Consider the following 25,403-nt stretch of genomic DNA (forward strand, 5'->3'; position numbering starts at 1 on the left):
CCATACGATGGGACAGAAAATTCATCCGACTGGCTTCCGCCTGGCTGTCAGCCGTAATTGGGCTTCGCGTTGGTACGCGAACAACAACAATTTCGCGGCGATGCTGCAGGAAGACATCGGTGTTCGTGAATACCTGAAGAAGAAGCTGAAGAACGCTTCGGTCGGTCGGGTCGTCATCGAGCGTCCGGCGAAGAACGCGCGCATCACGATTTACAGCTCGCGTCCGGGTGTGGTCATCGGCAAGAAGGGCGAGGATATCGAACAGCTGAAGACGGAACTGCAACGCCGCATGGGCGTTCCGGTTCACGTCAACATCGAAGAGATCCGCAAGCCGGAAACCGATGCTCAGCTGATCGCTGACTCGATCACGCAACAGCTCGAGCGCCGGATCATGTTCCGTCGCGCGATGAAGCGTGCGATGCAGAACGCGATGCGTCTGGGTGCCCAGGGCATCAAGATCATGAGCGCGGGCCGTCTGAACGGTATCGAAATCGCCCGTACGGAGTGGTATCGCGAAGGTCGCGTGCCCCTTCACACGCTGCGTGCCGATATCGACTACGCGACCTCGGAAGCGAAGACGACCTACGGGATCATCGGCGTCAAGGTGTGGGTGTACAAGGGCGACACGCTCGGCCGCAACGACGCACCGGTGGTGGAAGAAGTAGCCGAAGACAAGCGTCCGCGTCGCAATGCGCGTCCGGGCGACCGTCGTCCGCGCCGTGACGGCGAAGGCGGCGCTCCGGGTGCTCGCCGTGGCGCACCGCGCCGTGGCGCCGGCAAGCCCGAAGACGGCAAGACTGGAGAATAACGATGCTGCAACCGAAACGCAGAAAGTATCGTAAAGAGCAGAAGGGTCGTAACACCGGCAAGGCGACGCGCGGCAACGCAGTGTCGTTCGGTGACTTCGGCCTGAAGGCTATCGGTCGCGGTCGTTTGACCGCACGCCAGATTGAAGCGGCGCGTCGTGCAATGACGCGTCACATCAAGCGTGGCGGCCGCATCTGGATCCGGATCTTCCCGGACAAGCCGATTTCGCAGAAGCCGGCCGAAGTGCGTATGGGTAACGGTAAGGGTAACCCGGAGTACTACGTCGCCGAGATTCAGCCGGGCAAGATGCTCTATGAAATGGACGGCGTAACCGAAGAACTGGCACGCGAAGCGTTCCGTCTGGCTGCAGCCAAGCTGCCGCTGAAGACGGCATTCATCGTGCGCCAGCTCGGCGCCTAAGGAGAAAATATGAAGGCTTCCGAACTTCTCCAGAAAGACCAGGCCGCGCTCAACAAGGAGCTGGCGGACCTGCTGAAGGCGCAATTCGGCCTGCGCATGCAACTCGCGACCCAGCAGCTCACGAACACGAGCCAGCTGAAGAAGGTTCGTCGCGACATCGCACGTGTGCGGACCGTCATGACTCAGAAGGCGAACCAGAAATGAACGATAGCGTGAAAACCTCGCTGAAGCGGACGCTGGTCGGTCGGGTCGTCAGCAACAAGATGGACAAGACCGTCACCGTGCTGATCGAGCACCGCGTCAAGCATCCGATCTACGGCAAGTACGTCGTGCGCTCGAAGAAGTACCACGCGCACGATGAAGCGAACACCTACAACGAGGGTGACCTCGTTGAAATCCAGGAAACTCGTCCGCTGTCGAAGACGAAGGCCTGGACGGTGTCGCGCCTCGTCGAAGCCGCTCGCGTCATCTAAGCGGGCAGCGCAGTAGGCAGTAACAAGCACTTCTCCGCGAAGTGCTTGAAATCGCAAAGTTTTTGCTTGCGTGACCAGGATTATTTGTTATAATCCTGGTCTTCCCTCTTTATGGGAGCCCCGTCGCGGGCGAAGTTGGTGGGGGAAGCGGACTGGCGCCTGCCTGTCCGAAAGATTCACCGAATTGCGATGGCGGGTTTCGTTTGCCGTCGCTGCTGTTCCAACCCAAGCAGCCGATTGGCTGACGGGACCAAGACTGACCGAATGCATCATGGTGGTGCATCCGGATTAAGTTGGGAAAGACAAACCATGATCCAGACCGAATCTCGGCTCGAAGTAGCCGACAACACGGGTGCACGTGAAGTTCTGTGCATCAAGGTGCTCGGCGGCTCGAAGCGTCGTTACGCCGGCATTGGCGACATCATCAAGGTGAGCGTCAAAGAGGCAACGCCGCGCGGGCGCGTGAAGAAAGGCGAAATTTACAACGCCGTGGTGGTCCGCACCGCCAAGGGCGTGCGCCGTCAAGACGGCTCGCTGATCAAGTTCGACGGCAACGCCGCTGTGCTTTTGAATAACAAGCTCGAGCCGATCGGCACCCGTATCTTCGGGCCGGTCACGCGTGAGCTGCGTAGCGAACGATTCATGAAGATCGTTTCGCTGGCGCCGGAAGTGCTGTAAGGAGTCGCGATGAACAAGATTCGCAAAGGTGACGAAATCATCGTCGTCACTGGCAAAGACAAGGGCAAGCGCGGCGTCGTGCTGGCTGTCGGTGCAGAGCATGTGACGGTTGAAGGTATCAACCTCGTCAAGAAGCATGTGAAGCCGAACCCGATGAAGGGTACGACGGGCGGCGTGGAAGCGAAGACGATGCCCCTGCATATTTCGAACGTCGCACTGGTCGACGCGAATGGCAAGGCGTCGCGTGTTGGCATCAAGGTCGAGGAAGGCAAGAAGGTTCGCTTCCTGAAGACGACCGGTGCTGTACTGAGCGCCTGACGCAGCGGAGTAAAAAATGGCTCGTTTTCAAGAGTTTTACAAAGAAAAGGTTGTGCCCGGCCTGATCGAGAAGTTCGGTTACAAGTCGGTCATGGAAGTGCCGCGCATCACCAAGATCACGCTGAACATGGGTCTTGGCGAAGCGATCGCTGACAAGAAGATCATCGAGAACGCCGTTGGCGACCTCACGAAGATCGCTGGTCAGAAGCCGGTCGTGACGAAGGCACGCAAGGCAATCGCAGGCTTCAAGATCCGCCAGGGTTACCCGATCGGCGCGATGGTGACGCTGCGTGGCCAAGCAATGTACGAATTCCTCGACCGTTTCGTGACGGTTGCCCTGCCCCGCGTGCGTGACTTCCGCGGCGTGTCGGGTCGTGCTTTCGATGGCCGTGGCAACTACAACATCGGTGTGAAAGAGCAGATCATTTTCCCCGAAATCGACTACGACAAGATCGACGCACTGCGTGGGCTGAACATCAGCATCACGACGACTGCGAAGACCGACGACGAAGCAAAGGCTCTGCTCGCCAGCTTCAAGTTCCCGTTCAGAAACTGAGGTTACCGTGGCTAAACTGGCACTGATCGAACGTGAAAAGAAGCGCGCCCGCCTGGTCGCGAAGTTCGCAGCAAAGCGCGATGCGCTGAAGGCGATCGTCGAAGACCAAAGCAAGTCGGAAGAAGAGCGCTACGAAGCACGCCTTGAGCTGCAGCAACTGCCCCGCAACGCAAACCCGACCCGCCAGCGTAACCGCTGCGCGATCACGGGCCGTCCGCGTGGCACGTTCCGTAAATTCGGCCTCGCGCGTAACAAGATTCGTGAAATCGCATTCCGTGGCGAGATTCCTGGCCTGACCAAGGCGAGCTGGTAATAGGAGAAACGTAAATGAGCATGAGTGATCCTATCGCCGATATGCTGACTCGCATCCGCAATGGGCAGATGGTCGAGAAGGTATCGGTGTCGATGCCCTCGTCGAAAGTCAAGGTTGCAATCGCGCAAGTCCTGAAAGACGAAGGCTATATCGACGATTTCGCCGTGAAGGCGGAAGGTGCGAAGTCCGAACTGAATATCGCGCTGAAGTACTACGCTGGCCGTCCGGTTATCGAACGCATCGAACGCGTGTCGAAGCCTGGCCTGCGCGTGTACCGCGGCCGTAACGACATTCCGCAGGTCATGAATGGCCTCGGTGTGGCAATCGTGTCGACGCCGAAGGGCGTGATGACCGACCGCAAGGCGCGCGCTACCGGCGTCGGCGGCGAAGTCATCTGCTACGTCGCTTAAAGCCGAGGAGAGAGAAACATGTCTCGAGTAGGTAAGAGCCCGATCGCGCTGCAAGGCGCGGAAGTCAAGCTGGCCGACGGTGCAATCACCGTCAAGGGCCCGCTGGGCACCATCACGCAAGCGATCAATCCGCTCGTGAACGTGGCGAACAACGACGGCACGCTGAACCTGTCGCCGGTGGACGAAAGCCGCGAAGCAAATGCACTGTCGGGCACGATGCGCGCGATTATCGCGAATGCCGTGCACGGCGTGACCAAGGGTTTCGAGCGCAAGCTGACGCTGGTTGGCGTCGGTTATCGTGCGCAAGCGCAAGGCGACAAGCTGAACCTGTCGCTGGGTTTCTCGCACCCCGTGGTGCACCAGATGCCGGAAGGCGTCAAGGCAGAAACCCCGACGCAAACCGAAATCGTGATCAAGGGGATCAACAAGCAACAAGTCGGTCAAGTGGCTGCGGAAGTTCGCGGTTACCGTCCGCCGGAGCCCTACAAGGGCAAGGGCGTGCGCTATTCCGACGAGGTTGTGATCCTCAAAGAAACGAAGAAGAAGTAAGGGTGCGCAATCATGGATAAGACTCAATCTCGCCTGCGCCGCGCTCGCCAGACGCGTATCAAGATCGCTGAGCTGCAGGTCGCGCGTCTCGCCGTGCATCGCACGAACACGCACATCTACGCTCAAGTGTTCTCGCCCTGCGGCACCAAGGTGCTCGCCAGCGCGTCGACGCTCGAAGCTGAAGTGCGCGCTGAACTGGCCGACAAGTCGGGCAAGGGCGGCAACGTTAATGCCGCGACGCTGATCGGCAAGCGTATTGCCGAGAAGGCAAAGGCTGCCGGCATCGAATCCGTCGCCTTCGATCGCTCGGGCTTCCGCTACCACGGCCGCGTCAAGGCGCTGGCTGAGGCAGCTCGCGAAGCTGGGCTCAAGTTCTAAGGAAGGAATTCGTCATGGCAAAGATGCAAGCGAAAGTTCAGGCTGACGAGCGCGACGACGGCCTTCGTGAAAAGATGATTTCGGTCAATCGCGTGACCAAGGTCGTGAAGGGTGGCCGTATTCTCGGCTTCGCCGCACTGACCGTGGTTGGCGACGGTGATGGCCGTATCGGTATGGGCAAGGGCAAGGCGAAGGAAGTGCCGGTCGCTGTCCAGAAGGCAATGGAACAAGCTCGTCGCAACATGTTCAAGGTGCCGCTCAAGAACGGCACGTTGCAACACGAAGTGCACGGCAAGCATGGCGCATCCGCTGTCCTCCTCGCTCCGGCGAAGGCAGGTACGGGCGTGATCGCCGGCGGCCCGATGCGCGCAGTGTTCGACGTGATGGGCGTTCAGAACGTCGTGGCGAAGAGCCACGGTTCGACGAACCCGTACAACCTCGTTCGCGCCACGCTGGACGGTCTGCGCAAGCAGTCCACCCCGGCAGACATCGCGGCGAAGCGCGGCAAGTCCGTCGAAGAAATTTTGGGCTAAGCCCGGGTGGTCACCATGTCTGAAAAAACTGTCAAGGTTCAGCTCGTTAAGAGCCTGATCGGGACCCGCGAATCGCACCGCGCGACCGTGCGTGGCCTGGGCCTGCGCCGACTCAACTCGGTCAGCGAGCTTCAGGACACGCCGGCGGTCCGCGGCATGATCAACAAGGTCTCGTACCTCGTTAAGGTCATCGCGTAAGCGGCCCTACGGATCAAGGAGTTGATATGGAATTGAATAACCTGAAGCCGGCAGCTGGCGCCAAGCACGCCAAGCGTCGCGTCGGCCGTGGCATCGGTTCGGGCCTCGGCAAGACGGCTGGCCGTGGTCACAAGGGTCAGAAATCGCGTTCGGGCGGCTTCCACAAAGTCGGTTTCGAAGGCGGTCAGATGCCGCTGCAACGTCGTCTGCCGAAGCGCGGCTTCACGTCGCTGACGAAGGAATTCGTCGGTGAAGTGCGCCTGAGCGACCTCGAGAAGCTGCCGGTCGATGAGATCGATCTGCTCGCACTGAAGCAAGCCGGCCTGGTCGGTGAGCTGACGAAGAGCGCAAAGATCATCGCGACGGGCGAACTGAAGCGCAAGATCGTCGTGAAGGGTCTCGGTGCCACCAAGGGTGCGCGCGCTGCGATCGAAGCGGCCGGCGGTTCGTTCGCCGAGTGACACGCGTAGCGCGTCGTCACTTGCATTCATCGGAGAAGGTACTTGGCTAACAGCCCGAGTCTTGCAAAACCCGGTCGAAGCACGGCGAAATTCGGCGATCTGCGTCGGCGAGCGATGTTCCTGCTCCTGGCGCTGATCGTCTATCGCATCGGCGCGCACATTCCCGTGCCGGGCATCGATCCGGATCAACTGGCTAAGCTGTTCCAGAGCCAGGCGGGCGGCATCCTGGGCATGTTCAACATGTTCTCGGGTGGCGCGCTTTCCCGCTTCACGATCTTTGCGCTGGGGATCATGCCGTACATCTCGGCGTCGATCATCATGCAGTTGCTGGCGATCGTATCGCCGCAGCTCGAGGCGCTGAAGAAGGAAGGGCAGGCAGGGCAACGGAAGATCACGCAGTACACGCGGTATTTCACCGTAGTGCTCGCGACCTTCCAGGCGTTCGGTATCGCGGCTGCGCTGGAAAACCAGCCGGGCCTCGTCACTGACCCCGGCATGCTGTTCCGTCTGACGACGGTCGTGACGCTGGTTACCGGCACGATGTTCCTGATGTGGCTCGGCGAGCAGATTACCGAGCGTGGTCTGGGCAACGGTATCTCGATCATCATCTTCGGCGGGATCGCAGCAGGGTTCCCGAATGCCGTCGGTGGGTTGTTCGAGCTGGTGCGTACGGGTTCGATGAGCATCATTTCGGCGATCATCATCGTCGTTCTGATCGCCGCGGTGACTTACCTGGTCGTGTTCATCGAACGCGGTCAGCGCAAGATCCTCGTGAACTACGCGAAGCGCCAGGTCGGCAACAAGATCTACGGTGGGCAGTCGTCGCATCTGCCGCTGAAGCTGAACATGTCGGGCGTGATTCCGCCGATCTTCGCATCGTCGATCATTCTGTTCCCGGCAACGATTCTCGGCTGGTTCAGTACCGGTCAGCCGACGGGAAGCTGGATTTCCAATACGTTGCATAACGTTGCGGAAGCGCTTAAGCCGGGCCAGCCGGTCTATGTGCTGCTGTACACGCTGGCAATCGTGTTTTTCTGCTTCTTCTACACCGCGCTGGTGTTCAACAGCAGGGAAACCGCAGACAACCTGAAGAAAAGCGGCGCGTTTGTTCCGGGCATCCGTCCGGGCGATCAGACCGCACGATATATCGACCGCATCCTCACGCGTCTGACGCTGGCCGGTGCGATCTACATCGTCTTCGTGTGTCTGCTGCCAGAGTTTCTGGTGCTGCGCTGGAACGTGCCGTTTTATTTTGGTGGAACGTCGCTGCTGATCATTGTCGTCGTCACGATGGACTTTATGGCGCAGGTGCAGTCGTACGTTATGTCGCAACAGTATGAGTCTCTGCTCAAGAAGGCGAACTTCAAGGGCGGCAACATCCCGATGCGTTGAAAGGACTATGGCCAAAGACGATGTAATCCAGATGCAGGGTGAGGTGATCGAGAACCTCCCGAATGCGACCTTCCGTGTGAAGCTGGAAAACGGCCATGTCGTGTTGGGGCATATTTCCGGAAAGATGCGGATGCACTACATCCGCATTCTGCCCGGCGACAAGGTGACGGTTGAGTTGACGCCTTACGATCTGTCTCGTGCGCGGATCGTGTTCCGGGCGAAGTGATTTGAAAAAAGGGTATTATCATGAAAGTGATGGCATCGGTTAAGCGCATTTGCCGCAATTGCAAGATCATCAAGCGCAAAGGCGTCGTTCGCGTGATCTGCAGCTCGGATCCGCGCCACAAGCAGCGCCAAGGCTGACCGCGCGTTTGTTTGCGCTTTTTGTTTGAGGAAAAACAATGGCTCGTATCGCAGGGGTTAACATCCCGAATCACCAGCACACCGAGATCGGCCTGACGGCAATCTTTGGTGTCGGCCGCACCCGTTCGCGCAGCATCTGCGTGGCAGCTGGCGTCGATTTTTCGAAGAAGGTCAAGGACTTGACCGACGCAGACTTGGAAAAGCTGCGTGAAGAAGTGGGCAAGTTTGTCGTCGAAGGCGATCTGCGCCGTGAAGTGACGATGAACATCAAGCGCCTGATGGACCTCGGTTGCTACCGTGGTGTTCGTCATCGCAAGGGCCTGCCGATGCGCGGTCAGCGTACGCGTACGAACGCACGTACTCGCAAGGGTCCGCGTCGTGCAGCGCAAGCGCTGAAGAAGTAAGCGGAACTGACAGTTACAGGAAAACGTAATGGCTAAGGCTTCGAACACCGCGGCGCAACGCGTTCGCAAGAAGGTTAAGAAGAACGTCGCTGAAGGCGTGGTTCACGTTCACGCGTCGTTCAACAACACGATCATCACGATCACCGATCGCCAAGGCAATGCACTGGCATGGGCGACGTCGGGCGGCCAGGGCTTCAAGGGCTCGCGCAAATCGACGCCGTTCGCTGCTCAGGTCGCAGCCGAGTCGGCAGGTCGCGTCGCGCTGGAATACGGCGTGAAGAATCTGGAAGTGCGGATCAAGGGCCCGGGCCCGGGTCGTGAGTCGGCAGTGCGCGCACTGCACGGCCTCGGCATCAAGATCACCGCGATTTCGGACGTCACCCCGATTCCGCACAACGGCTGCCGTCCGCCGAAGCGTCGTCGTATCTAAAGATGTGCTGGCACGTTCGTGCTAGCACATTGCCTGTCGCCGCTTAGCGTCGACGGGCGTTGCTTTTTTGATTGACTAAGCCCACCGTTCGCCCCAAAGGGAGCGGACTAGCGCGGATTTCGATCCGCGTGACTGATTGATAAAGGAATGCAAAGTGGCACGTTATATCGGCCCCAAAGCCAAGCTGTCCCGCCGTGAAGGCACCGACCTGTTCCTGAAGAGCGCACGCCGCTCGCTCGCCGACAAGTGCAAGCTCGACAGCAAGCCGGGTCAGCACGGCCGTACCTCGGGCGCACGTACGTCCGACTACGGTACGCAGCTGCGCGAAAAGCAGAAGGTCAAGCGTATCTACGGCGTGCTGGAGCGTCAGTTCCGCCGCTACTTCGCTGAAGCCGACCGCCGCAAGGGCAACACGGGTGAAAACCTGCTGCAACTGCTCGAGTCGCGTCTCGACAACGTCGTGTATCGCATGGGCTTCGGCTCGACCCGCGCTGAAGCGCGTCAGCTGGTCAGCCACAAGTCGATCACCGTGAACGGCGTCGTTGCGAACGTCCCGTCGCAGCAAGTGAAGTCGGGTGACGTCGTCGCGATCCGCGAAAAGGCGAAGAAGCAAGCGCGTATCGTCGAAGCGCTGTCGCTGGCCGAGCAAGGCGGCATGCCGAGCTGGGTTGCAGTCGATGCGAAGAAGTTCGAAGGCACGTTCAAGCAAATGCCGGAACGCGCTGAAATCGCAGGCGACATCAACGAAAGCCTGATCGTCGAATTGTATTCGCGTTAATCCGATTGACGGCCGAGGTACCCCGATTGCGTTACGCAAGGAGGGGCCTCGGCTGTTTATTTTCTGGTTGTTACCGGTCAGCCTTATCGGTGTAACGAGCCGAGGGTATTGAAAAGGAAAGCCCATGCAAACCAGTTTGCTGAAACCCAAGATCATCGCCGTGGAATCGCTGGGCGAGAACCACGCGAGGGTGGTCATGGAACCGTTCGAACGCGGTTACGGCCATACCTTGGGCAATGCGCTGCGTCGCGTGCTGCTGTCGTCGATGGTTGGCTACGCGCCGACCGAAGTGACGATCGCGGGCGTGGTGCACGAGTACTCGACGCTGGATGGCGTGCAGGAAGACGTCGTCAACCTGCTGCTGAACCTGAAGGGCGTGGTGTTCAAGCTGCATAACCGTGACGAAGTGACGGTTACGCTGCGCAAGGAAGGTGAAGGCGTTGTCACGGCCGGCGATATCGAGCTGGCTCACGACTGCGAAGTCATCAACCCGAATCACGTGATCGCGCACCTGTCGAAGGGCGGCAAGCTCGACGTTCAGATCAAGATCGAAAAGGGTCGCGGCTATGTGCCCGGCAACGTCCGTCGCTACGGCGAAGACACGGCCAAGATCATCGGCCGCATCGTCCTCGACGCATCGTTCTCGCCGGTTCGCCGCGTGAGCTACGCTGTCGAAAGCGCACGTGTCGAGCAGCGTACCGACCTCGACAAGCTCGTGATGAACATCGAGACGAGCGGTGTGATCACGCCGGAAGAAGCGATCCGTCAATCGGCCCGCATCCTGGTCGACCAGCTGTCCGTGTTCGCGGCGCTGGAAGGCACGGAAACGGCAGCCGAAGCGCCGTCGCGTGCACCGCAGATCGATCCGATCCTGCTGCGTCCGGTGGACGATCTCGAGCTGACGGTTCGTTCGGCGAACTGCCTGAAGGCCGAGAACATCTACTACATCGGCGACCTGATCCAGCGCACGGAAAACGAGCTGCTGAAGACGCCGAACCTCGGTCGCAAGTCGCTCAACGAGATCAAGGAAGTGCTCGCTTCGCGCGGTCTCACGCTGGGCATGAAGCTCGAAAACTGGCCGCCGGCTGGTCTCGACAAGTAAGCCTGGTTGTTGCTGTAGTTGGCAAAGATGCGGATTTTCCTTTAAAATCCGCATCTTGCTTTTTTCACTACCGGCCCGTGCACCCGTCGAGGTGCGATAGAAGAGCTGGATCAAAACTTTGAATCAAGGAAACTGAAATGCGCCATCGTCATGGTCTGCGGAAACTGAACCGCACGAGCAGCCACCGTCTGGCTATGCTCCGTAACATGTCCAACTCGCTGATCGAGCACGAAGTCATCAAGACGACGCTGCCGAAGGCGAAGGAACTCCGTAAAGTCGTCGAGCCGCTGATCACGCTCGGCAAGAAGCCGTCGCTGGCAAACCGTCGCCTGGCGTTCAACCGCCTGCGCGATCGTGACTCGGTGGCGAAGCTGTTCGACGTGCTCGGTCCGCGTTTCGCGAACCGTCCGGGCGGCTACCTGCGCGTGCTGAAGTTCGGCTTCCGCGTGGGCGACAACGCACCGATGGCACTGGTCGAGCTGCTCGATCGTCCGGAAGTCGACGAAACGGAAAACGTGCAAGAAGCTGAATAAGCTTCCGGTACGCAGCAGTATCTGAAAGGGGCCGAGCGATTGCTTGGCCCTTTTTGTTTTTCAGGCGCCGGCTGCGATCGATTGTCGCAGGGTGGTGCCGGCAGCGTTGCGCGGGCTGCGCTACGATACGGGGCAGCCGGCGCGCGCCCCAGGTGGGCAATCCGCGTCGGCATGAGCCGATAGACCAGCCAGGAGGGCGCGGATGATAGTGGTGCTGATGCTGACGACGGTGCCCGATGCCGCGACCGCTCAGGCGCTTTCAGACGGTGCGCTCGACGCGCGGCTTGCCGCGTGCGTGTCGGAGCTCGGTGCGATCAAGTCGCGCTATCACTGGCAGGGCAAGGTCGAAACGGCCGACGAGATCCAGTTGCTGTTCAAGACGAGCCCCGTGCGGGCGCTCGAACTGGAGCGATTTATTCTCGCGCATCATCCTTACGAGACGCCTGAAGTCGTCTCGTGGCAGACGACGGCATCGGCCGCGTACGGTCAGTGGGTGACCAGCGAAACTCAACGTCTATTTCATGTTTAACGGTATGGCGCTTCCCGTGCGCGTGCGCGCGCTGCGGTTCCTTGCAGTCCTGTTGTCGTTCATGCTCGTGCTGGGCGGCCTGTCGGTCGCGCGCGCGGCCGACGATTTTCTCGATCCGTCGGTAGCGTTCAAATTCAGTGCGAGCGAATCGCCGGGGCAGGTGGACGTCCGCTTCAAGGTCGCCAACGGCTATTACCTGTACCGCGAGCGGTTCGCGTTCGCGGTGAAGAGCGGGCAGGCGACGCTCGGCGATCCGCAATTCCCGGCCGGCCACGTGAAATTCGATCAGACGTTCCAGAAGAACGTCGAGACCTACCGTGACGAAGTCGTCGTGCACGTGCCCGTCAAGCAGGCGTCGGGCCCGTTCGAACTCGCGGTGACGTCGCAGGGGTGCGCGGACGAGGGCATCTGCTATCCGCCGGCCGAGCACGTCGTGAAGGTCGACGGCGCCGCGCTGGGCGCCGCCTCGTCGTCCGGCGATACGGCCGCCGCGGGCAGCTGGTTCGACAAGGTCACGAGCGCCGATTTCGCGCAGTCGCTGCTCGAAGGGCACGGCTTCTTCACGATCGTCGCACTGTATTTCGTCGCGGGCGTCGTGCTGAGCCTGCTGCCGTGTTCGTACCCGATGATCCCGATCGTGTCGGCGATCATCATCGGCCAGGGCACGCGCGCGACGCATGCGCGCGGCTTCGCGCTGTCGCTGACTTACGTGGTCGGCATGGCGCTGGTTTATACGGTGCTCGGCATCGCCGCGGCGCTGGTGGGCCAGAGCCTCGGCGCGTGGCTGCAGAACCCGTGGGTGCTCGGTGCGTTCGGCGTGCTGCTGACCGCGTTTGCCGTCTCGCTGATCTCGGGCAAGGACATCGCGCTGCCCGCGCGCTGGCAGAACGGCGCGGCCGAGGCATCGGGCGCGCGCCAGGGCGGCCATTTCGTCGCGGTCGCGGCGATGGGCGCGCTGTCCGCACTGGTCGTCGGTGCGTGCATGACGGCGCCGCTGTTCGCGGTGCTCGCCTTCATCGCCCATACGGGCAATGCACTGCTCGGCGGTGCCGCGCTGTTCGCGATGGGGCTGGGGCTGGGCGTGCCGCTGCTGGTCGTCGGCGTCGGTGCCGGGACGGTGCTGCCGCGCGCCGGTGCCTGGATGGATGGCGTGAAGGTGTTCTTCGGCATCGTGCTGCTCGCAGCCGCGCTGTGGATCGTGTGGCCGGTGCTTGCCGGTGGCCTGAAGATGGTGCTCGCCGCGTTGTGGCTGCTGATCGCGGCCGCGGCGCTCGGGCTGTTCACGCCGAATGCCGGCGCCACATCTATCTGGCGTCGCCTCGGTCGTGGCGTGGGCGCCGCGCTCGCGATCTGGGCGGCTACGCTGCTGGTCGGCCTGGCTGCGGGGTCGACCGATCCGGTCAAGCCGTTGGCGGTGCTGGCTGCACGCACGGTTGCGTCAGGCGGCCCTGCGACGGCAGGTGCGCAGGACGGCCCCGCGTTCGCATCGGTGCGCTCGAGTGGCGAACTCGACGCGCTGCTGAAGACGTCCGGCCAGCCCGTGATGCTCGACTTCTACGCCGACTGGTGCGTGAGCTGCAAGGAGATGGAGCATCTGACGTTTACCGACGCGCGCGTGCAGGCGCGGCTCGCGCAGCTTCATCTCGTGCGCGCGGACGTCACCGCGAACAACCCGGACGACCAGGCGCTGTTGAAGCGCTTCAACCTGTTCGGGCCGCCGGGCATCATCTTCTTCGATCGCAACGGTAACGAGATCGGGCGTGTGGTTGGCTATCAGGCAGCTGAGACGTTCCTGCGCAGCCTCGACCGGGCTGCGGTCCCGACGGTATGACCATGCCCGTCGGGTGCGTGCCGGTGGCGAAACGGCGCGCTCGTGCGGCATGAGCTGACAATCGACAAGGGCAGGCGGCCCGATCGACGGCGAAAAAAAAACGGCGGGACACCGAAGTGTCCCGCCGTTTTTGTTTCCGCCTGCCGGCGGGCAATCAGCGTTGCGCTTTCAGCAGACGCGCGGCGTCGAGCGCGAAGTACGTGAGGATGCCGTCGGCGCCCGCACGCTTGAACGCGAGCAGCGATTCGAGCACGACCTTGTCGTGGTCGAGCCAGCCGTTCATCGCGGCAGCCTTCAGCATCGCGTATTCACCGCTCACCTGGTACACGTAGGTCGGGAAGCGGAACTCGTCCTTCACGCGGCGCACGATGTCGAGGTAGGGCATGCCGGGCTTGACCATCACCATGTCGGCGCCTTCGTCGATGTCGAGGCGCACTTCGCGCAGCGCTTCATCGCTGTTCGCCGGATCCATCTGGTAGGTCATCTTGTTGCCCTTGCCCAGATTGGATGCCGAGCCGACCGCGTCGCGGAACGGGCCATAGAACGCCGATGCGAACTTGGCCGAATAGGCCATGATGCGCGTGTGGATATGGCCGTCGCTTTCCAGCATTTCGCGGATCGCGCCGATGCGGCCGTCCATCATGTCCGACGGGGCGACGATGTCGACACCGGCTTCGGCCTGCGCGCGCGCCTGGTCGATCAGGATCTCGATCGTGTCGTCGTTGATCACGTAGCCATTTTCGTCGAGCACGCCGTCCTGGCCATGGCTCGTGTACGGATCGAGTGCGACGTCGGTCAACACGCCGAGCTCGGGGAAGCGCTTTTTCAGCTCGCGCACCGCGCGCGGGATCAGGCCTGCCGGATTGGCTGCCTCGCGGCCGTCAGGCGTTTTCACCGACGGCTCGATGGCCGGGAACAGCGACAGCACGGGCACGCCGAGTTCGACGCATTGCTCGGCGACCTGCATCAGCAGATCGACGGACACGCGTTCGACGCCCGGCATCGATGGCACCGGCTGCCGTTCGTTGGTGCCTTCGACGACGAATACCGGATAGATCAGGTCGTCGGTGGTCAGGCGGTTTTCGCGCATCAGGCGGCGGGAGAAGTCGTCGCGGCGCATCCGGCGCGGACGATGAAGCGGATGGAAGCTCATGGCGATTGGGTAGAAATCAGGGCAGTAAGGACCTTACGGAACCCTTCGGTCATTTTCGGGAGCGTTGGTATATGATAGCGATCGAGCGGTACGCGTCGCGTGCAGCTCCCCGCTTCTCCTCCCTGAGCGGGTGCCTGTCGTTTTTCGATTAGGCTGTTTGACCCGCCGTTCAACGGCGGGTTTTTTTATGCGCCGGCCGAAACCGCAGGCACCGTCAGGTGCGCGCCGCCGATCCCGGCCGCGCGTTGCCCGATCATTGTGCTACAGGCGCGCTTTCTTCGTCGGCGACGGACGGCCGCAGCCAGCTCTCGATCAGCGCGTGCGCCTCGTCGAGCCCCGTGCGCTTCATTGCCGAGAACAGCTGGACCGTCAGCTTGCCCTGGACGCCCTGGTCACGATACGCATCGAGCCCCTTTTGCGTGGTCCGTAGCGCATTGATGCTTTCCTGCCGCGTCAATTTGTCGCACTTCGTCAGCAGCGTGTGGATCGGCTTGCCGGTCGGCACGAACCACTCGATCATGCGGCGATCGAGGTCGGTCAGCGGACGGCGCGAATCCATCATCAGGATCAGGCCGCACAGCTGCGAGCGGGTCGCGAGGTAGGACGACAGCAGCATTTCCCAGTGGGCCTTGGCGGCACCGGGCACTTCCGCATAGCCGTAGCCGGGCAGGTCGACGAGATTCGCGACGGGCTCGGCGGCCGGGCCGACGGAGAAGTAGTTGATATGCTGCGTGCGGCCGGGCGTCTTCGACGCGAAGGCGAGCCGCTTCTGGTTGCACAGCACGTTGATCGCCGTCGACTTGCCGGCATTCGAGCGGCCTGCGAACGCGATTTCCGGCTGGACCGTCGGCGGCAGGTCGCGCAGATGGTTGACGGTCGTGTAGAAGCGGGCTTGATGGAGCAGAAAGGCCATGGGAACCGGAAGGACGGGCGGCGCAAGCCGCTTGGTGGAGGCGGGGTAGCCCCGATAGGCGCGGGAGCTTTCAACACGATATTGTACAATACGGCGGTTTTGCCGAAGGCTACCGGGCGCCTGCCTCGCGCTTTTATGTAGCTTCTGCGGTAGACTGAACGCCGTCGTTTTTTGCAGAACCTCAAATTCCCACAAGACGAAACAGGGTGTGCGAATGAATCGACTGTGCAAGTCTCTGATGGTGCTTCAGGTTGCAGCAGGGTTCGTAGGTTTCGTAGCGGAGGCAAACGCGGCGGAGGCGGCAAAGCCGGATCTCGACCGCGGCAAGGCGATTGCCGGGCAGGTCTGCGCGTCGTGTCACGGCGCCGACGGCAACAGCGCGTCGGGCAGTTTCCCGAAGCTTGCCGGCCAGCATCCCGAATATCTGGTCAAGCAGTTGAACGACTTCAAGACGCAGCCGGGCGCGAAGGGGCCGGTGCGGAACAACGCGGTGATGGTCGGATTCGCGAGCGCGCTGAGCGCGGACGACATGCGCAACGTCGCCGCGTACTACGGGTCGCAGTCGACGAAGCTCGGCACCGCACGCGATGCGGCGACCGTGCCGATCGGCCAGAAGATCTATCGCGGCGGCATTGCGGAGAAGGGCGTCCCCGCCTGCGCGAGCTGCCACGGGCCGACAGGGCAGGGGATCCCGGTCCAGTACCCGCGTCTGTCGGGGCAATGGGCCGATTACACGGTCGCGCAGTTGACCGCGTTCCAGCAGGGTGCCGGCGCGCGCAACAACAACGAGGCGATGCATCAGATCGCGACGCGGCTGTCGGACAACGAGATCAAGGCCGTCGCGGATTACATCGCGGGCCTGCGTTGAGCGGTCAGCAGCGAGAATGACCGGGCGCCCGAAGGGCGACCGGAGTCAGAACAAGAAAAGGGTGGGGCGCCGCATCGTTGCGGTTGCCTCGCCCTTCTTTTTTGTCGGCACGCGCCGGGCCAAGCCAGGATGGCGAGGCTTGCGGGAGATGGGGGGCTGGGCTCCCCAAGCGAACACAGTAAGCGAGGGGGCTGTTTCCCCTAAGTCGGAGTTTGAATGAGCGTTACCACGTCGGGGTTGCAGTCGAAGTCGGGTCAGGGTGCGTCCAAGCGCGCGGTCGAGCTGCTGAGCTCGATGCGCTTCGCGATTGCGCTGCTGGTGGTGCTGTCGATTGCGAGCATCATCGGCACGGTCCTGACCCAGGACGATCCGTATCCGAACTATGTGAACCAGTTCGGGCCGTTCTGGGCGGACATCTTCCGCTCGCTCGGCCTGTACAACGTGTACAGCGCGTGGTGGTTCATGCTGATCCTGATCTTCCTCGTCGTGTCGATCTCGCTGTGCGTGATCCGCAACGCGCCGAAGATGCTCGCCGATGCGAAGAGCTGGAAGGACAAGGTTCGCGAAGGCAGCCTGCGCGCGTTCCACCACAAGGCCGAATACACGACTTCCGGCACGCGCGCGACGGTTGCGGCGACGCTCGCCACGTTCGTCACCAAGGCCGGCTACAAGCACGTCGTGCGTGAAAACGACGGCGCGACGCTGATCTCCGCGAAGCGCGGCGCGATGACCAAGTGGGGCTACATCTCCGCGCACCTCGCGATCGTCGTGATCTGTATCGGCGGCCTGCTCGACAGCAACCTGCCGATCAAATTCCAGATGTGGATGTTCGGCAAGAGCCCGGTCAACACGAGCGCGACGATCAGCGACATCTCGCCCGACCATCGCCTGTCCGCGTCGAACCCGACGTTCCGCGGCTATGCATGGGTGCCCGAGGGCCAGTTCGTGTCGACCGCGATCCTGAACCAGCCGAGCGGCTCGCTGATCCAGGACCTGCCGTTCTCGATCCAGCTCAACAAGTTCATCGTCGATTACTACACGACGGGCATGCCGAAGCTGTTCGCGAGCGATATCGTCGTGATCGATCGCGAGACCGGCCAGAAGATTCCGGCGCGCGTCGAGGTCAACAAGCCGTTCACGTACAAGGGCGTGTCGATCTACCAGTCGAGCTTCCAGGACGGCGGCTCGCAGATGCAGATGACGGCCTACCCGATGACGGGCGGCAATGCGAAGACCTTCCCCGTGAAGGGAACGATCGGCAGTTCGGCGCCGCTGCAGATGCCGGGCAGCGACGGCGACACGATCGAGTTCTCCGATTTCCGCGCGATCAACGTCGAGAACATGGCCGACGCGAACGGCAAGCCGGACGTGCGCGGCGTGGCGACGACGAGCTCGCTGAAGGAAGCGTTCGACGAACGGCTCGGCTCCGGTGCGAAGACGTCGAAGCCGACGCAGCTCCACAACATCGGCCCGTCCGTGCAGTACAAGATCCGCGGCAAGGACGGCCAGGCGCGCGAGTTCAACAACTACATGCTGCCCGTCGACATGAAAGGCGAGCGCGTGTTCCTCGCCGGCGTGCGCGCGAGCCCGAACGACCCGTTCCGCTACATGCGCATTCCGGCCGACAGCCAGGATTCGATCGGCGAATGGATGCACCTGCGCGCCGCGCTCGAGGATCCGTCCGTACGCGCCGAAGCCGCCGCGCGCTTCGCGCAGCGTTCGCTGCCGGGCACCGACGCATCGCTGCGCAGCCGCCTGCAGGACAGTGCTTTGAAGGTGCTGACCCTTTTTGCGGCGAGTGACGACAGCGTCGGCCGTGGTGCCGACGGCCAGCCGATCGGCGGCTTCCAGGCGGTGGCGACGTTCATCGACCGCTCGGTGCCCAAGGCCGAGCAGGAGAAGGCCGCGAGCCTGCTGCTACGCATGCTCGAAGGCTCGATGTGGGAGGTGTGGCAGATCGCGCGCGAGCACGCAGGCGAGCCGGCGGCGCAGCAGGGCACCGACACGATCCGCTTCGTGCAGAACGCGATCAATGCGCTATCTGACAGCTTTTTGTATGGATCGCCGGTCTATTTGCAGCTTGACTCATTCAAGCAGGTGCAAGCTTCGGTATTTCAGTTGACGCGCGCACCCGGCAAGAATCTGGTGTATCTTGGCAGCCTGCTGCTGGTCGCCGGCATCTTCTCGATGTTCTACGTGCGCGAGCGGCGCCTCTGGTTCTGGTTGAAGGACGCCGGTTCGGGCGTCGATGTGGTGATGGCAATGTCCTCGGCCCGCAAGACCTTCGATTTCGAGAAAGAATTCGTGCAGACGCGCGACGCGGCCGGTGCCGCCCTGCACGCCGCACCTCGCGACGCCGCGCCGGCCCGTGCGGCATCGACGGCCCGCCCGCCTGCCGGCGGCGGTTCCGATTCCGAGAATTCCACCCGGTAACATCATGGATCTCACGCAAGTTTCCTCTTCCCATCGGGCGTCGGCCCAGGCTCCAGTTGTGGCGCCGCTGTTCGACGACCGTCCGTTCCTCGCGCGCCTGTCGCTGCTCGACTGGCTGTTCGCACTGGCGCTCGTGGTGGGCGCGGGCTATGCGCTCGTGCACTACAACGCGCACATGGATTACTACGACAAGGCGGTGATGATCGGCACCGTGCCGGCGCTCATCACGCTCGGCTGGCGCTGGAAGCCCGCGCGGCTGATGATGGCGTCGATCGCCGTGCTGGCGCTGCTGTCGATCCAGATCTATCAGGGCGATCTCGCGCGCGCCGATTCGGCGTTCTTCCTCAAGTATTTCCTGTCGAGCCAGTCTGCGATCCTGTGGATGAGCGCGCTGTTCGTGCTCGCGACGATCTTCTACTGGATCGGCTTGCTCGCGCGCTCGGAGTCGGGTTCCGCGATCGGCCAGAAGCTCACGTGGGTCGCCGTGCTGATGGGCTTCACCGGCCTGATGGTGCGCTGGTACGAGTCCTACCTGATCGGTGCGGACGTCGGGCACATTCCGGTATCGAACCTGTATGAAGTGTTCGTGCTGTTCAGCCTGATCACCGCGCTGCTCTATCTCTATTACGAAGGCCACTACGGCACGCGTGCGCTTGGCGCGTTCGTGCTGCTGGTGATCAGCGCGGCCGTCGGCTTCCTGATGTGGTACTCGGTCGCGCGCGATGCGCAGCAGATCCAGCCGCTCGTGCCGGCGCTGCAAAGCTGGTGGATGAAGATCCACGTGCCGGCGAACTTCATCGGCTACGGCAGCTTCGCGCTGTCGGCGATGGTGTCGGTCGCGTACCTGATGAAGGAGCGCGGCGTGCTCGCCGATCGCCTGCCGACGCTCGAAGTGCTCGACGACGTGATGTACAAGTCGATCGCGGTCGGTTTCGCGTTCTTCACGATCGCGACGATCCTCGGCGCGCTGTGGGCGGCCGAAGCATGGGGCGGCTACTGGAGCTGGGACCCGAAGGAAACCTGGGCACTGATCGTGTGGCTCAACTACGCGGCGTGGCTGCACATGCGCCTGATGAAGGGCCTGCGCGGCACGGTGGCCGCATGGTGGGCGCTCACGGGCCTGCTCGTGACGACCTTCGCGTTCCTCGGCGTCAACATGTTCCTGTCCGGGCTGCACAGCTACGGCAAGCTGTAAGATTTCCGCTGCTCGTCCGACTATGAGACCGCCGGTGCACCGTGTGCCCGGCGGTTTTCTTTTGTAACGGGCGGGCGGTCCGGGCGTCGAACGGCGCAAGACGGGTCGGGTCGAACGCTCATGAAGCGGCGCGTGGCGCATGCAGGAGGAGCAGCACGATGTGGATCAAACGCCCTTTGCGGAACGTACTGACGGGCGGCGATATTGCGCCCGGCGAAATCACGCCGCGTGCGGTGTTCGAGAACCGGCGGCGCGTATTGCAGGCGGCCGGCCTCGCGGCGGCAGGCGGGCTGCTCGGCGGCAGCGGTGCAGCGTTGGCCGCCTATGCGTCGCCCGACGCGCGTGCGGCAAAGCTCGCGGCGAAGACGAATCCGAAGTTCGTCGCGGCCGACAAGGTGACGCCGTTCAAGGACATCACGTCCTACAACAACTTCTACGAATTCGGCACCGACAAGAGTGACCCCGCGCAGAACGCCGGCACGTTGCGGCCGCGCCCGTGGCGCGTGAGCGTCGAAGGCGAGGTGCTGCATCCGAAGGTGTTCGATCTCGACGAACTGCTGAAGCTCGCACCGCTCGAGGAGCGTGTGTACCGGTTGCGCTGCGTCGAGGGATGGTCGATGGTGATCCCGTGGATCGGCGTGCCGCTGTCCGAACTGATCAAGCGCGTGCAGCCGACCGGCAACGCGAAATACGTGCAGTTCATCACGCTGGCCGATCCGTCGCAGATGCCCGGCCTCTCGACGCCCGTGCTCGACTGGCCGTACTCGGAAGGGCTGCGGATGGATGAGGCGATGAATCCGCTGACGCTGCTGACGATGGGCGTCTACGGGCAGGTGCTGCCGAACCAGAACGGTGCGCCGGTGCGGATCGTCGTGCCGTGGAAGTATGGCTTCAAGAGCGCGAAGTCGCTCGTGAAGATCCGCTTCGTCGACAAGCAGCCGAAGACGAGCTGGAACACGTATGCGGCGAACGAGTATGGCTTTTATTCGAACGTGAACCCGAACGTCGATCATCCGCGCTGGAGCCAGGCGACCGAGCGGCGCATCGGCGAGGACGGCTTTTTCACGCCGAAGCGCAAGACGCTGATGTTCAACGGCTACGGCGATCTGGTCGCGTCGATGTATCAGGGCATGGACCTGAAGAAGAATTTCTGAGCGCGACGGTGAGAAACGACATGCCTCCTTCGACGCTGACGGCCGCGCCTGCAACTGGCGCCGGCGCGGCTGCACGTGCCGCACGGGGCGGTGCGGTCCGTCCCGCCGCGCCACGCTGGCTCGCGCCGGTCAAGGTGCTGGTTTTCGCGGCCGGCCTTTATCCGCTCGCGCGTCTCGTGCTGTTCGGGCTGACCGACCGGCTCGGCGCGAATCCGATCGAGTTCATCACGCGCTCGACGGGCCTCTGGACGCTCGTCTTGTTGTGCATCACGCTCGCCGTCACGCCGCTGCGGCGCATGACCGGGTTCGCCGCGCTGCTGCGTTTTCGCCGGATGATCGGGCTGTTCGCATTCTTCTACGCGACGCTGCACTTCACGACCTACCTGTGGTTCGACAAGTGGTTCGACGTCGTCGCGATCCTGAAGGACGTCGGCAAGCGCCCGTTCATCACGGTCGGTTTCGCCGCGTTCGTGCTGCTGATTCCGCTCGCGGCAACGTCGCCGCGTGCGATGGTGCGCCGGCTCGGCCGCCACTGGGCGACACTGCACAGCACGATCTATGCGATCGCGCTGTTCGGCGTGCTGCACTTCTGGTGGATGAGGGCCGGCAAGCACAATCTCGCGCAACCGAAGCTGTATGCGGCGATCGTCGCCGTGTTGCTCGGCTGGCGGCTCATTGCATGGGGATGGCGGCGCGTGCGCGCGTGACGGCGCAACCGGAAAAAACAAAAGGCGATGACCGGGAAGTCATCGCCTTGTTTCGCGAGCGTTGCAGGCGGCGCGTCGTTATTTCGCGATGGCCGGGCTCGACGCCGGTGCGGGCTTGGCGGATGCGCCGCTCGACAATTCGGGCGACAGCGTGAGCGGCGTACCGGACGAATCGGGCACACTGTCGGACGACGCGTTTTCATCGGTCGGCGTCACGTCCGACGGCGGCGCGTCCTGCTGCTGGAGTGGCTTGGGCATCGGAGGCACGGTGGGCAGATAGAGCGCGCCGCTTTGACCGCAGCCGGCAAGAATCGCCAAAGCCGCTACAATCGCGCTCATCCGGAAAACGACTCGCATGATCGTCCCTGAACAATTGAACCGATAGAGTTTAGCATGTCCGATACCGAATACCTGACCCGTGCCGAGGCCGTGCTGGCGGCCGTCGAGCGTACTGTCGACGACGCCAACGACGGCGATCACGACATCGATCTGGAGCGCAACGGCAGCGTCCTGACGCTGACGTTCGAGAACGGCTCGAAGATCATCGTCAACCTGCAGCCGCCGATGAAGGAAGTGTGGATCGCCGCGAAGGCGGGCGGTTTCCACTACCGTTTCATCGACGGCGAATGGCGCGATACGCGCACGGGCACCGAGTTCTTCTCGGCGCTCACCGAATACGCGACGCAACAGGCCGGCCTGGCGATCACGTTCAGGGCGCCGTAACGGCCTGAACCGAAGCCGGGGCTACGCCCCGACGCGTCGTGCCAAAGAAAAAGCGCCCCCGCGGGGGCGCTTTTTTCATGTCCGGGCCGGTGATCAGTGCGCGAACAGGTTCATGATGTCCTGCTTCTCCTGCTCGTCAACGTGCGGCACGGTGGCGTCGACGTTCTGCGCGGCCGGTGCCTGCGGTACGCCGACCGTCGACACGAAGCCGTGACCCGGCGCGAACTCGGTGAAGTACAGCTCGCCGCCGAGCGATTCGACGCCGTCCGGCACCGTCGGCTTGAACTCGGGCACGCCCTTCAGCGCGGCACCCATATAGTCGATCCAGACGGGCAGCGACAGGCCGCCGCCCGTTTCGCGATCGCCGAGGCTGCGCGGATTGTCGTAGCCGATCCACGCGATCGCGGCGAGCGTGTGCTGGTAGCCGGCGAACCACGCGTCGTGCGAGTCGTTCGTCGTGCCGGTCTTGCCCGCGAGGTCGGTGCGCTTCAGCACGTTGGTCCGTGCGCCCGTGCCGCGCTGCGCGACGCTCTGCAGCAGGCTGTTCATCACGTACGCGTTGCGTGCGTCGATCGCGCGCGGCGCGTTCTGCTCGGCGACGAGCGGCTGCGCGCGCACGACGATCGCCCCGTTCGGATCGGTGACTTCGGCGATCAGGTACGGATTGACGCGGTAGCCGCCGTTCGCGAAGACCGAGTACGCGCCTGCCATCTGCAGCGGCGTGACCTGGCCCGCGCCGAGTGCCATCGGCAGGTAGGCCGGATGGCGTTCGGCGTCGAAGCCGAAGCGCGTGATGTACTGCTGCGCGTACTTCGTGCCGATGTGGTTCAGGATCCGGATCGACACGAGGTTGCGCGAGCGCTGCAGCGCGGTGCGCATCGACATCGGGCCTTCGAAGCCGCCACCGTAGTTCTTCGGCTCCCACGGCTGGCCGCCCGTTTCGGCGGCGCTGAAATACAGCGGGCCGTCGTTGATCACGGTTGCCGGCCCGAGGCCCTTGTCGAGCGACGCCGAATAGATGAACGGCTTGAACGACGAACCCGGCTGCCGCCACGCCTGCGTGACGTGGTTGAACTTGTTCTTGTTGTAGTCGAAGCCGCCGACGAGCGAGCGGATCGCGCCGTCCTGCGGGACGATCGACAGGAACGCCCCCTCGACCTGTGGCAACTGCGTGATCGACCATTTGCCGGCGTCGTTCTTCACGACGCGGACGATCGCGCCCGGGCGGATGCGGCGATTCGGCTGCGCGTTGGCCGACAGCGCGCCCGATGCGAAGCGCAGGTTGTCGCCTTCGATCGTCGCATTGCTGCCGTCGATGAATGCAACCGTGATCTGGCGCGGGCTGGCGGCCGTGACGACCGCGGCAATCAGTTCGCCGTTGTCGGGGTGTTCGAGCAGCGCATCGTCGATCGCCTGTTCGCGGTCATCGGCACCGGCCGGCAGCTCGATGAAGCCTTCCGGCCCCCGATAGCCGTGCCGGCGTTCGTAATCCATGATGCCCTTGCGCAGCGCGGTGTAGGCGACCTGCTGGTCCGCGGAGTCGATCGTCGTGACGACGTTGAAGCCGCGCGTGTAGGTTTCCTCACGGTACTGCGCGTACATCATTTGTCGGACCATTTCCGCGACGTACTCGGCGTGCACGCTGAAATCGCGGCCTGGGCCCTTGACGACGAGCGGCTGGGCGACGGCCTCGTCGTACTGCTCGCGCGAGATGAAGTTCAGCTCGAGCATCCGTTGCAGGATGTATTCCTGGCGCACCTTCGCGCGCTTCGGGTTCACGACCGGGTTGTACGCGGACGGCGCCTTCGGCAGCCCCGCGAGCATCGCTGCTTCGGCGAGCGTGATGTCCTTCAGGTCCTTGCCGAAGTAGACCCGCGCGGCGCTTGCGAAGCCGTACGCGCGCTGGCCGAGATAGATCTGATTCATGTAGACCTCGAGAATCTGATCCTTCGTCAGCGCCCGCTCGATCCGGTACGCGAGCAGCATCTCGTAGATCTTGCGCGTGTAGGTCTTCTCGCTCGACAGGAAGAAGTTGCGCGCGACCTGCATCGTGATCGTGCTCGCACCCTGCGACGCATGGCCGTTCGTCAGCGCGACGATGCCGGCGCGGACGATGCCGGTGAGGTCGACCCCGCCGTGATCGTAGAAGCGCGCGTCCTCGATCGCGAGGATCGCATTCTTCAGCGAGTCGGGCACGTCCTTGAAATGGACGACGTCGCGGCGCTCTTCGCCGAATTCGCCGATCAGCACGTGATCGGACGTATAGATGCGCAGCGGCACCTTCGGCCGATAGTCGGTCAGCGCGTCGAGCGACGGCATGTTCGGCCAGGCGACGACGAGCGCGTAGCCGAGCACGAGGCCGCCGGCCACGACGAGCGCCACGCACATCGTGGCGAATCCGAGCAGGACTTTTTGCCACCAGGGCCGCTTCTTCGGCTCCGGGGCGGGAGGCGGGGACGTAGGAGTCGTGGATTGCATAGGCATACCGGAAAACAGTCCCGCGATTATAGCTGCCCGGTAAGACCGGTCCTGACGCGAGGGGCCGCCCGCCGCGAAGCGGTGGGCTGGCGTACTACCAGCATAGCCCGCGCACGGCCGTGGCGAGCGGATGCTGGCCGTTAGGCCGACTGTCGGCCGCGCGCGCCGCTTTGCAGAATCAGGTCTCGGAAACGCGGCGTGGGCCGCGACGATCTCGGGAGGCTGGGATGGCAGGACGATGGGGAGCGTGGTTTGCGCGGGGCGGGCACCGGTCGACGGGAATCGACGTCGGTTCGGACGAGGTGAGGGTGGTCGTGCTGAGC

At 62.8% G+C, this 25,403-nt stretch carries 34 protein-coding genes; 30 read left to right on the forward strand and 4 right to left on the reverse strand.

Annotated features, from left to right (window positions below; translation table 11 throughout):
* Positions 1–7 precede the first annotated feature (7 nt).
* From rpsC to dsbD, 24 genes are all read left to right on the forward strand, one after another.
* Complete coding sequence (gene rpsC, locus JYJ84_RS02205; RefSeq protein WP_006482899.1) at positions 8–808, forward strand: 30S ribosomal protein S3; 801 nt, start codon at positions 8–10, stop codon at positions 806–808.
* Positions 809–810: 2 nt separating this feature from the next.
* Positions 811–1,227 carry a 50S ribosomal protein L16 gene (gene rplP / locus JYJ84_RS02210; protein ID WP_006752927.1) on the forward strand — a complete coding sequence of 139 codons (417 nt, stop codon included), beginning with the start codon at positions 811–813 and terminating at the stop codon, positions 1,225–1,227.
* Positions 1,228–1,236: 9 nt separating this feature from the next.
* Entirely contained in the window at positions 1,237–1,431 is a 195-nt protein-coding gene (rpmC, locus tag JYJ84_RS02215) for a 50S ribosomal protein L29 (RefSeq protein WP_006400652.1), read from the forward strand.
* Positions 1,428–1,700, forward strand: coding sequence for a 30S ribosomal protein S17 (gene rpsQ, locus JYJ84_RS02220; RefSeq protein ID WP_043191859.1), 273 nt, complete (start codon positions 1,428–1,430; stop codon positions 1,698–1,700). Before rpmC ends, rpsQ begins: the two co-directional genes overlap by 4 nt.
* 309 nt (positions 1,701–2,009) lie before the next feature.
* Complete coding sequence (gene rplN / locus JYJ84_RS02225; protein WP_006482918.1) at positions 2,010–2,378, forward strand: 50S ribosomal protein L14; 369 nt, start codon at positions 2,010–2,012, stop codon at positions 2,376–2,378.
* Between the two features lie 9 nt (positions 2,379–2,387).
* Positions 2,388–2,696: a 50S ribosomal protein L24 gene (gene rplX, locus JYJ84_RS02230; protein ID WP_175222801.1), complete on the forward strand. Its 309-nt coding sequence runs from the start codon at positions 2,388–2,390 to the stop codon at positions 2,694–2,696.
* Between the two features lie 16 nt (positions 2,697–2,712).
* A complete protein-coding gene (gene rplE, locus JYJ84_RS02235; RefSeq protein ID WP_006477186.1) occupies positions 2,713–3,252 on the forward strand; it encodes a 50S ribosomal protein L5 in 540 nt (179 codons plus the stop codon).
* Between the two features lie 7 nt (positions 3,253–3,259).
* Positions 3,260–3,565, forward strand: a complete 306-nt coding sequence (gene rpsN / locus JYJ84_RS02240; RefSeq protein WP_011350676.1) for a 30S ribosomal protein S14 — start codon at positions 3,260–3,262, stop codon at positions 3,563–3,565.
* Positions 3,566–3,579: 14 nt separating this feature from the next.
* A complete protein-coding gene (rpsH, locus tag JYJ84_RS02245; protein ID WP_011350677.1) occupies positions 3,580–3,975 on the forward strand; it encodes a 30S ribosomal protein S8 in 396 nt (131 codons plus the stop codon).
* An 18-nt stretch (positions 3,976–3,993) separates the two neighbouring features.
* Complete coding sequence (gene rplF, locus JYJ84_RS02250) at positions 3,994–4,524, forward strand: 50S ribosomal protein L6 (RefSeq protein WP_006758786.1); 531 nt, start codon at positions 3,994–3,996, stop codon at positions 4,522–4,524.
* Between the two features lie 12 nt (positions 4,525–4,536).
* The gene (rplR, locus tag JYJ84_RS02255) at positions 4,537–4,902 is read left to right on the forward strand and encodes a 50S ribosomal protein L18 (protein WP_006477183.1); all 366 of its coding nucleotides are present in this window, start codon (positions 4,537–4,539) and stop codon (positions 4,900–4,902) included.
* Positions 4,903–4,916: 14 nt separating this feature from the next.
* Positions 4,917–5,435, forward strand: a complete 519-nt coding sequence (gene rpsE / locus JYJ84_RS02260; RefSeq protein WP_006482895.1) for a 30S ribosomal protein S5 — start codon at positions 4,917–4,919, stop codon at positions 5,433–5,435.
* Positions 5,436–5,450: 15 nt separating this feature from the next.
* On the forward strand, positions 5,451–5,633 hold the full coding sequence (gene rpmD / locus JYJ84_RS02265; RefSeq protein WP_006400644.1) for a 50S ribosomal protein L30: 183 nt from the start codon (positions 5,451–5,453) through the stop codon (positions 5,631–5,633).
* A 26-nt stretch (positions 5,634–5,659) separates the two neighbouring features.
* Entirely contained in the window at positions 5,660–6,094 is a 435-nt protein-coding gene (gene rplO / locus JYJ84_RS02270) for a 50S ribosomal protein L15 (RefSeq protein ID WP_006477180.1), read from the forward strand.
* Positions 6,095–6,136: 42 nt separating this feature from the next.
* Positions 6,137–7,486 (forward strand): preprotein translocase subunit SecY, encoded by a 1,350-nt coding sequence (gene secY, locus JYJ84_RS02275; protein ID WP_006482915.1) that lies wholly within the window; start codon positions 6,137–6,139, stop codon positions 7,484–7,486.
* 7 nt (positions 7,487–7,493) lie between these two features.
* On the forward strand, positions 7,494–7,712 hold the full coding sequence (gene infA, locus JYJ84_RS02280) for a translation initiation factor IF-1 (RefSeq protein WP_004521905.1): 219 nt from the start codon (positions 7,494–7,496) through the stop codon (positions 7,710–7,712).
* 20 nt (positions 7,713–7,732) lie between these two features.
* A complete protein-coding gene (rpmJ, locus tag JYJ84_RS02285; RefSeq protein ID WP_004199844.1) occupies positions 7,733–7,849 on the forward strand; it encodes a 50S ribosomal protein L36 in 117 nt (38 codons plus the stop codon).
* A gap of 38 nt (positions 7,850–7,887) precedes the next feature.
* Entirely contained in the window at positions 7,888–8,253 is a 366-nt protein-coding gene (rpsM, locus tag JYJ84_RS02290) for a 30S ribosomal protein S13 (RefSeq protein WP_006477178.1), read from the forward strand.
* Positions 8,254–8,281: 28 nt separating this feature from the next.
* Positions 8,282–8,683, forward strand: coding sequence for a 30S ribosomal protein S11 (gene rpsK / locus JYJ84_RS02295; RefSeq protein WP_085042827.1), 402 nt, complete (start codon positions 8,282–8,284; stop codon positions 8,681–8,683).
* Between the two features lie 154 nt (positions 8,684–8,837).
* Positions 8,838–9,461 carry a 30S ribosomal protein S4 gene (gene rpsD, locus JYJ84_RS02300; RefSeq protein ID WP_011350679.1) on the forward strand — a complete coding sequence of 208 codons (624 nt, stop codon included), beginning with the start codon at positions 8,838–8,840 and terminating at the stop codon, positions 9,459–9,461.
* 124 nt (positions 9,462–9,585) lie between these two features.
* A complete protein-coding gene (locus JYJ84_RS02305) occupies positions 9,586–10,563 on the forward strand; it encodes a DNA-directed RNA polymerase subunit alpha (RefSeq protein WP_006477176.1) in 978 nt (325 codons plus the stop codon).
* Between the two features lie 137 nt (positions 10,564–10,700).
* Positions 10,701–11,096, forward strand: a complete 396-nt coding sequence (gene rplQ / locus JYJ84_RS02310; RefSeq protein WP_006477175.1) for a 50S ribosomal protein L17 — start codon at positions 10,701–10,703, stop codon at positions 11,094–11,096.
* Between the two features lie 202 nt (positions 11,097–11,298).
* Complete coding sequence (gene cutA / locus JYJ84_RS02315; RefSeq protein WP_174958643.1) at positions 11,299–11,625, forward strand: divalent-cation tolerance protein CutA; 327 nt, start codon at positions 11,299–11,301, stop codon at positions 11,623–11,625.
* On the forward strand, positions 11,618–13,456 hold the full coding sequence (gene dsbD / locus JYJ84_RS02320) for a protein-disulfide reductase DsbD (protein ID WP_175222800.1): 1,839 nt from the start codon (positions 11,618–11,620) through the stop codon (positions 13,454–13,456). Before cutA ends, dsbD begins: the two co-directional genes overlap by 8 nt.
* A gap of 154 nt (positions 13,457–13,610) precedes the next feature.
* Here the strand turns inward: dsbD and hemB are convergent, their stop codons facing one another.
* Positions 13,611–14,609, reverse strand: coding sequence for a porphobilinogen synthase (gene hemB / locus JYJ84_RS02325; protein WP_174958646.1), 999 nt, complete (start codon positions 14,607–14,609; stop codon positions 13,611–13,613).
* A gap of 253 nt (positions 14,610–14,862) precedes the next feature.
* Positions 14,863–15,522, reverse strand: a complete 660-nt coding sequence (yihA, locus tag JYJ84_RS02330; RefSeq protein ID WP_122944201.1) for a ribosome biogenesis GTP-binding protein YihA/YsxC — start codon at positions 15,520–15,522, stop codon at positions 14,863–14,865.
* 214 nt (positions 15,523–15,736) lie between these two features.
* Between yihA and JYJ84_RS02335 the strand changes: the two genes are divergently transcribed.
* The 5 genes from JYJ84_RS02335 to msrQ all read left to right on the forward strand — a co-directional run bounded on the left by JYJ84_RS02335 (position 15,737) and on the right by msrQ (position 21,879).
* Positions 15,737–16,390: a cytochrome c gene (locus JYJ84_RS02335; protein WP_122944202.1), complete on the forward strand. Its 654-nt coding sequence runs from the start codon at positions 15,737–15,739 to the stop codon at positions 16,388–16,390.
* A gap of 216 nt (positions 16,391–16,606) precedes the next feature.
* Positions 16,607–18,823 carry a cytochrome c biogenesis protein ResB gene (locus tag JYJ84_RS02340; RefSeq protein ID WP_122944203.1) on the forward strand — a complete coding sequence of 739 codons (2,217 nt, stop codon included), beginning with the start codon at positions 16,607–16,609 and terminating at the stop codon, positions 18,821–18,823.
* A 4-nt stretch (positions 18,824–18,827) separates the two neighbouring features.
* Positions 18,828–20,018, forward strand: coding sequence for a c-type cytochrome biogenesis protein CcsB (gene ccsB, locus JYJ84_RS02345; protein ID WP_122944204.1), 1,191 nt, complete (start codon positions 18,828–18,830; stop codon positions 20,016–20,018).
* 158 nt (positions 20,019–20,176) lie between these two features.
* Entirely contained in the window at positions 20,177–21,172 is a 996-nt protein-coding gene (msrP, locus tag JYJ84_RS02350) for a protein-methionine-sulfoxide reductase catalytic subunit MsrP (RefSeq protein WP_122944205.1), read from the forward strand.
* 20 nt (positions 21,173–21,192) lie between these two features.
* A complete protein-coding gene (gene msrQ, locus JYJ84_RS02355; protein WP_122944206.1) occupies positions 21,193–21,879 on the forward strand; it encodes a protein-methionine-sulfoxide reductase heme-binding subunit MsrQ in 687 nt (228 codons plus the stop codon).
* A 78-nt stretch (positions 21,880–21,957) separates the two neighbouring features.
* Here the strand turns inward: msrQ and JYJ84_RS02360 are convergent, their stop codons facing one another.
* Positions 21,958–22,236, reverse strand: coding sequence for a lipoprotein (locus tag JYJ84_RS02360; RefSeq protein ID WP_122944207.1), 279 nt, complete (start codon positions 22,234–22,236; stop codon positions 21,958–21,960).
* 36 nt (positions 22,237–22,272) lie between these two features.
* Here JYJ84_RS02360 and cyaY point away from each other — a divergent pair, with 36 nt between their 5' ends.
* Complete coding sequence (gene cyaY / locus JYJ84_RS02365; protein WP_122944208.1) at positions 22,273–22,602, forward strand: iron donor protein CyaY; 330 nt, start codon at positions 22,273–22,275, stop codon at positions 22,600–22,602.
* A 93-nt stretch (positions 22,603–22,695) separates the two neighbouring features.
* On the opposite strand, the gene JYJ84_RS02370 is transcribed toward cyaY, so the two are convergent.
* Positions 22,696–25,086, reverse strand: coding sequence for a penicillin-binding protein 1A (locus JYJ84_RS02370; protein WP_174976778.1), 2,391 nt, complete (start codon positions 25,084–25,086; stop codon positions 22,696–22,698).
* Positions 25,087–25,403: the final 317 nt, after the last annotated feature.

Origin of the sequence: Burkholderia sp. LMG 13014 (genome assembly GCF_905232215.1) — a bacterium.
GTDB lineage: Bacteria > Pseudomonadota > Gammaproteobacteria > Burkholderiales > Burkholderiaceae > Burkholderia.

What these genes read in the sequence shown, in the direction of transcription:
- rpsC (WP_006482899.1), top strand. Translation starts at nt 8, where the DNA reads ATGGGACAGAAAATTCATCCGACTGGCTTCCGCCTGGCTGTCAGCCGT.
- rplP (WP_006752927.1), top strand. Translation starts at nt 811, where the DNA reads ATGCTGCAACCGAAACGCAGAAAGTATCGTAAAGAGCAGAAGGGTCGT.
- rpmC (WP_006400652.1), top strand. Translation starts at nt 1,237, where the DNA reads ATGAAGGCTTCCGAACTTCTCCAGAAAGACCAGGCCGCGCTCAACAAG.
- rpsQ (WP_043191859.1), top strand. Translation starts at nt 1,428, where the DNA reads ATGAACGATAGCGTGAAAACCTCGCTGAAGCGGACGCTGGTCGGTCGG.
- rplN (WP_006482918.1), top strand. Translation starts at nt 2,010, where the DNA reads ATGATCCAGACCGAATCTCGGCTCGAAGTAGCCGACAACACGGGTGCA.
- rplX (WP_175222801.1), top strand. Translation starts at nt 2,388, where the DNA reads ATGAACAAGATTCGCAAAGGTGACGAAATCATCGTCGTCACTGGCAAA.
- rplE (WP_006477186.1), top strand. Translation starts at nt 2,713, where the DNA reads ATGGCTCGTTTTCAAGAGTTTTACAAAGAAAAGGTTGTGCCCGGCCTG.
- rpsH (WP_011350677.1), top strand. Translation starts at nt 3,580, where the DNA reads ATGAGCATGAGTGATCCTATCGCCGATATGCTGACTCGCATCCGCAAT.
- rplF (WP_006758786.1), top strand. Translation starts at nt 3,994, where the DNA reads ATGTCTCGAGTAGGTAAGAGCCCGATCGCGCTGCAAGGCGCGGAAGTC.
- rplR (WP_006477183.1), top strand. Translation starts at nt 4,537, where the DNA reads ATGGATAAGACTCAATCTCGCCTGCGCCGCGCTCGCCAGACGCGTATC.
- rpsE (WP_006482895.1), top strand. Translation starts at nt 4,917, where the DNA reads ATGGCAAAGATGCAAGCGAAAGTTCAGGCTGACGAGCGCGACGACGGC.
- rpmD (WP_006400644.1), top strand. Translation starts at nt 5,451, where the DNA reads ATGTCTGAAAAAACTGTCAAGGTTCAGCTCGTTAAGAGCCTGATCGGG.
- rplO (WP_006477180.1), top strand. Translation starts at nt 5,660, where the DNA reads ATGGAATTGAATAACCTGAAGCCGGCAGCTGGCGCCAAGCACGCCAAG.
- infA (WP_004521905.1), top strand. Translation starts at nt 7,494, where the DNA reads ATGGCCAAAGACGATGTAATCCAGATGCAGGGTGAGGTGATCGAGAAC.
- rpmJ (WP_004199844.1), top strand. Translation starts at nt 7,733, where the DNA reads ATGAAAGTGATGGCATCGGTTAAGCGCATTTGCCGCAATTGCAAGATC.
- rpsM (WP_006477178.1), top strand. Translation starts at nt 7,888, where the DNA reads ATGGCTCGTATCGCAGGGGTTAACATCCCGAATCACCAGCACACCGAG.
- rpsK (WP_085042827.1), top strand. Translation starts at nt 8,282, where the DNA reads ATGGCTAAGGCTTCGAACACCGCGGCGCAACGCGTTCGCAAGAAGGTT.
- JYJ84_RS02305 (WP_006477176.1), top strand. Translation starts at nt 9,586, where the DNA reads ATGCAAACCAGTTTGCTGAAACCCAAGATCATCGCCGTGGAATCGCTG.
- rplQ (WP_006477175.1), top strand. Translation starts at nt 10,701, where the DNA reads ATGCGCCATCGTCATGGTCTGCGGAAACTGAACCGCACGAGCAGCCAC.
- cutA (WP_174958643.1), top strand. Translation starts at nt 11,299, where the DNA reads ATGATAGTGGTGCTGATGCTGACGACGGTGCCCGATGCCGCGACCGCT.
- dsbD (WP_175222800.1), top strand. Translation starts at nt 11,618, where the DNA reads ATGTTTAACGGTATGGCGCTTCCCGTGCGCGTGCGCGCGCTGCGGTTC.
- hemB (WP_174958646.1), bottom strand. Translation starts at nt 14,609, where the DNA reads ATGAGCTTCCATCCGCTTCATCGTCCGCGCCGGATGCGCCGCGACGAC.
- yihA (WP_122944201.1), bottom strand. Translation starts at nt 15,522, where the DNA reads ATGGCCTTTCTGCTCCATCAAGCCCGCTTCTACACGACCGTCAACCAT.
- JYJ84_RS02335 (WP_122944202.1), top strand. Translation starts at nt 15,737, where the DNA reads ATGAATCGACTGTGCAAGTCTCTGATGGTGCTTCAGGTTGCAGCAGGG.
- JYJ84_RS02340 (WP_122944203.1), top strand. Translation starts at nt 16,607, where the DNA reads ATGAGCGTTACCACGTCGGGGTTGCAGTCGAAGTCGGGTCAGGGTGCG.
- ccsB (WP_122944204.1), top strand. Translation starts at nt 18,828, where the DNA reads ATGGATCTCACGCAAGTTTCCTCTTCCCATCGGGCGTCGGCCCAGGCT.
- msrP (WP_122944205.1), top strand. Translation starts at nt 20,177, where the DNA reads ATGTGGATCAAACGCCCTTTGCGGAACGTACTGACGGGCGGCGATATT.
- msrQ (WP_122944206.1), top strand. Translation starts at nt 21,193, where the DNA reads ATGCCTCCTTCGACGCTGACGGCCGCGCCTGCAACTGGCGCCGGCGCG.
- JYJ84_RS02360 (WP_122944207.1), bottom strand. Translation starts at nt 22,236, where the DNA reads ATGCGAGTCGTTTTCCGGATGAGCGCGATTGTAGCGGCTTTGGCGATT.
- cyaY (WP_122944208.1), top strand. Translation starts at nt 22,273, where the DNA reads ATGTCCGATACCGAATACCTGACCCGTGCCGAGGCCGTGCTGGCGGCC.
- JYJ84_RS02370 (WP_174976778.1), bottom strand. Translation starts at nt 25,086, where the DNA reads ATGCCTATGCAATCCACGACTCCTACGTCCCCGCCTCCCGCCCCGGAG.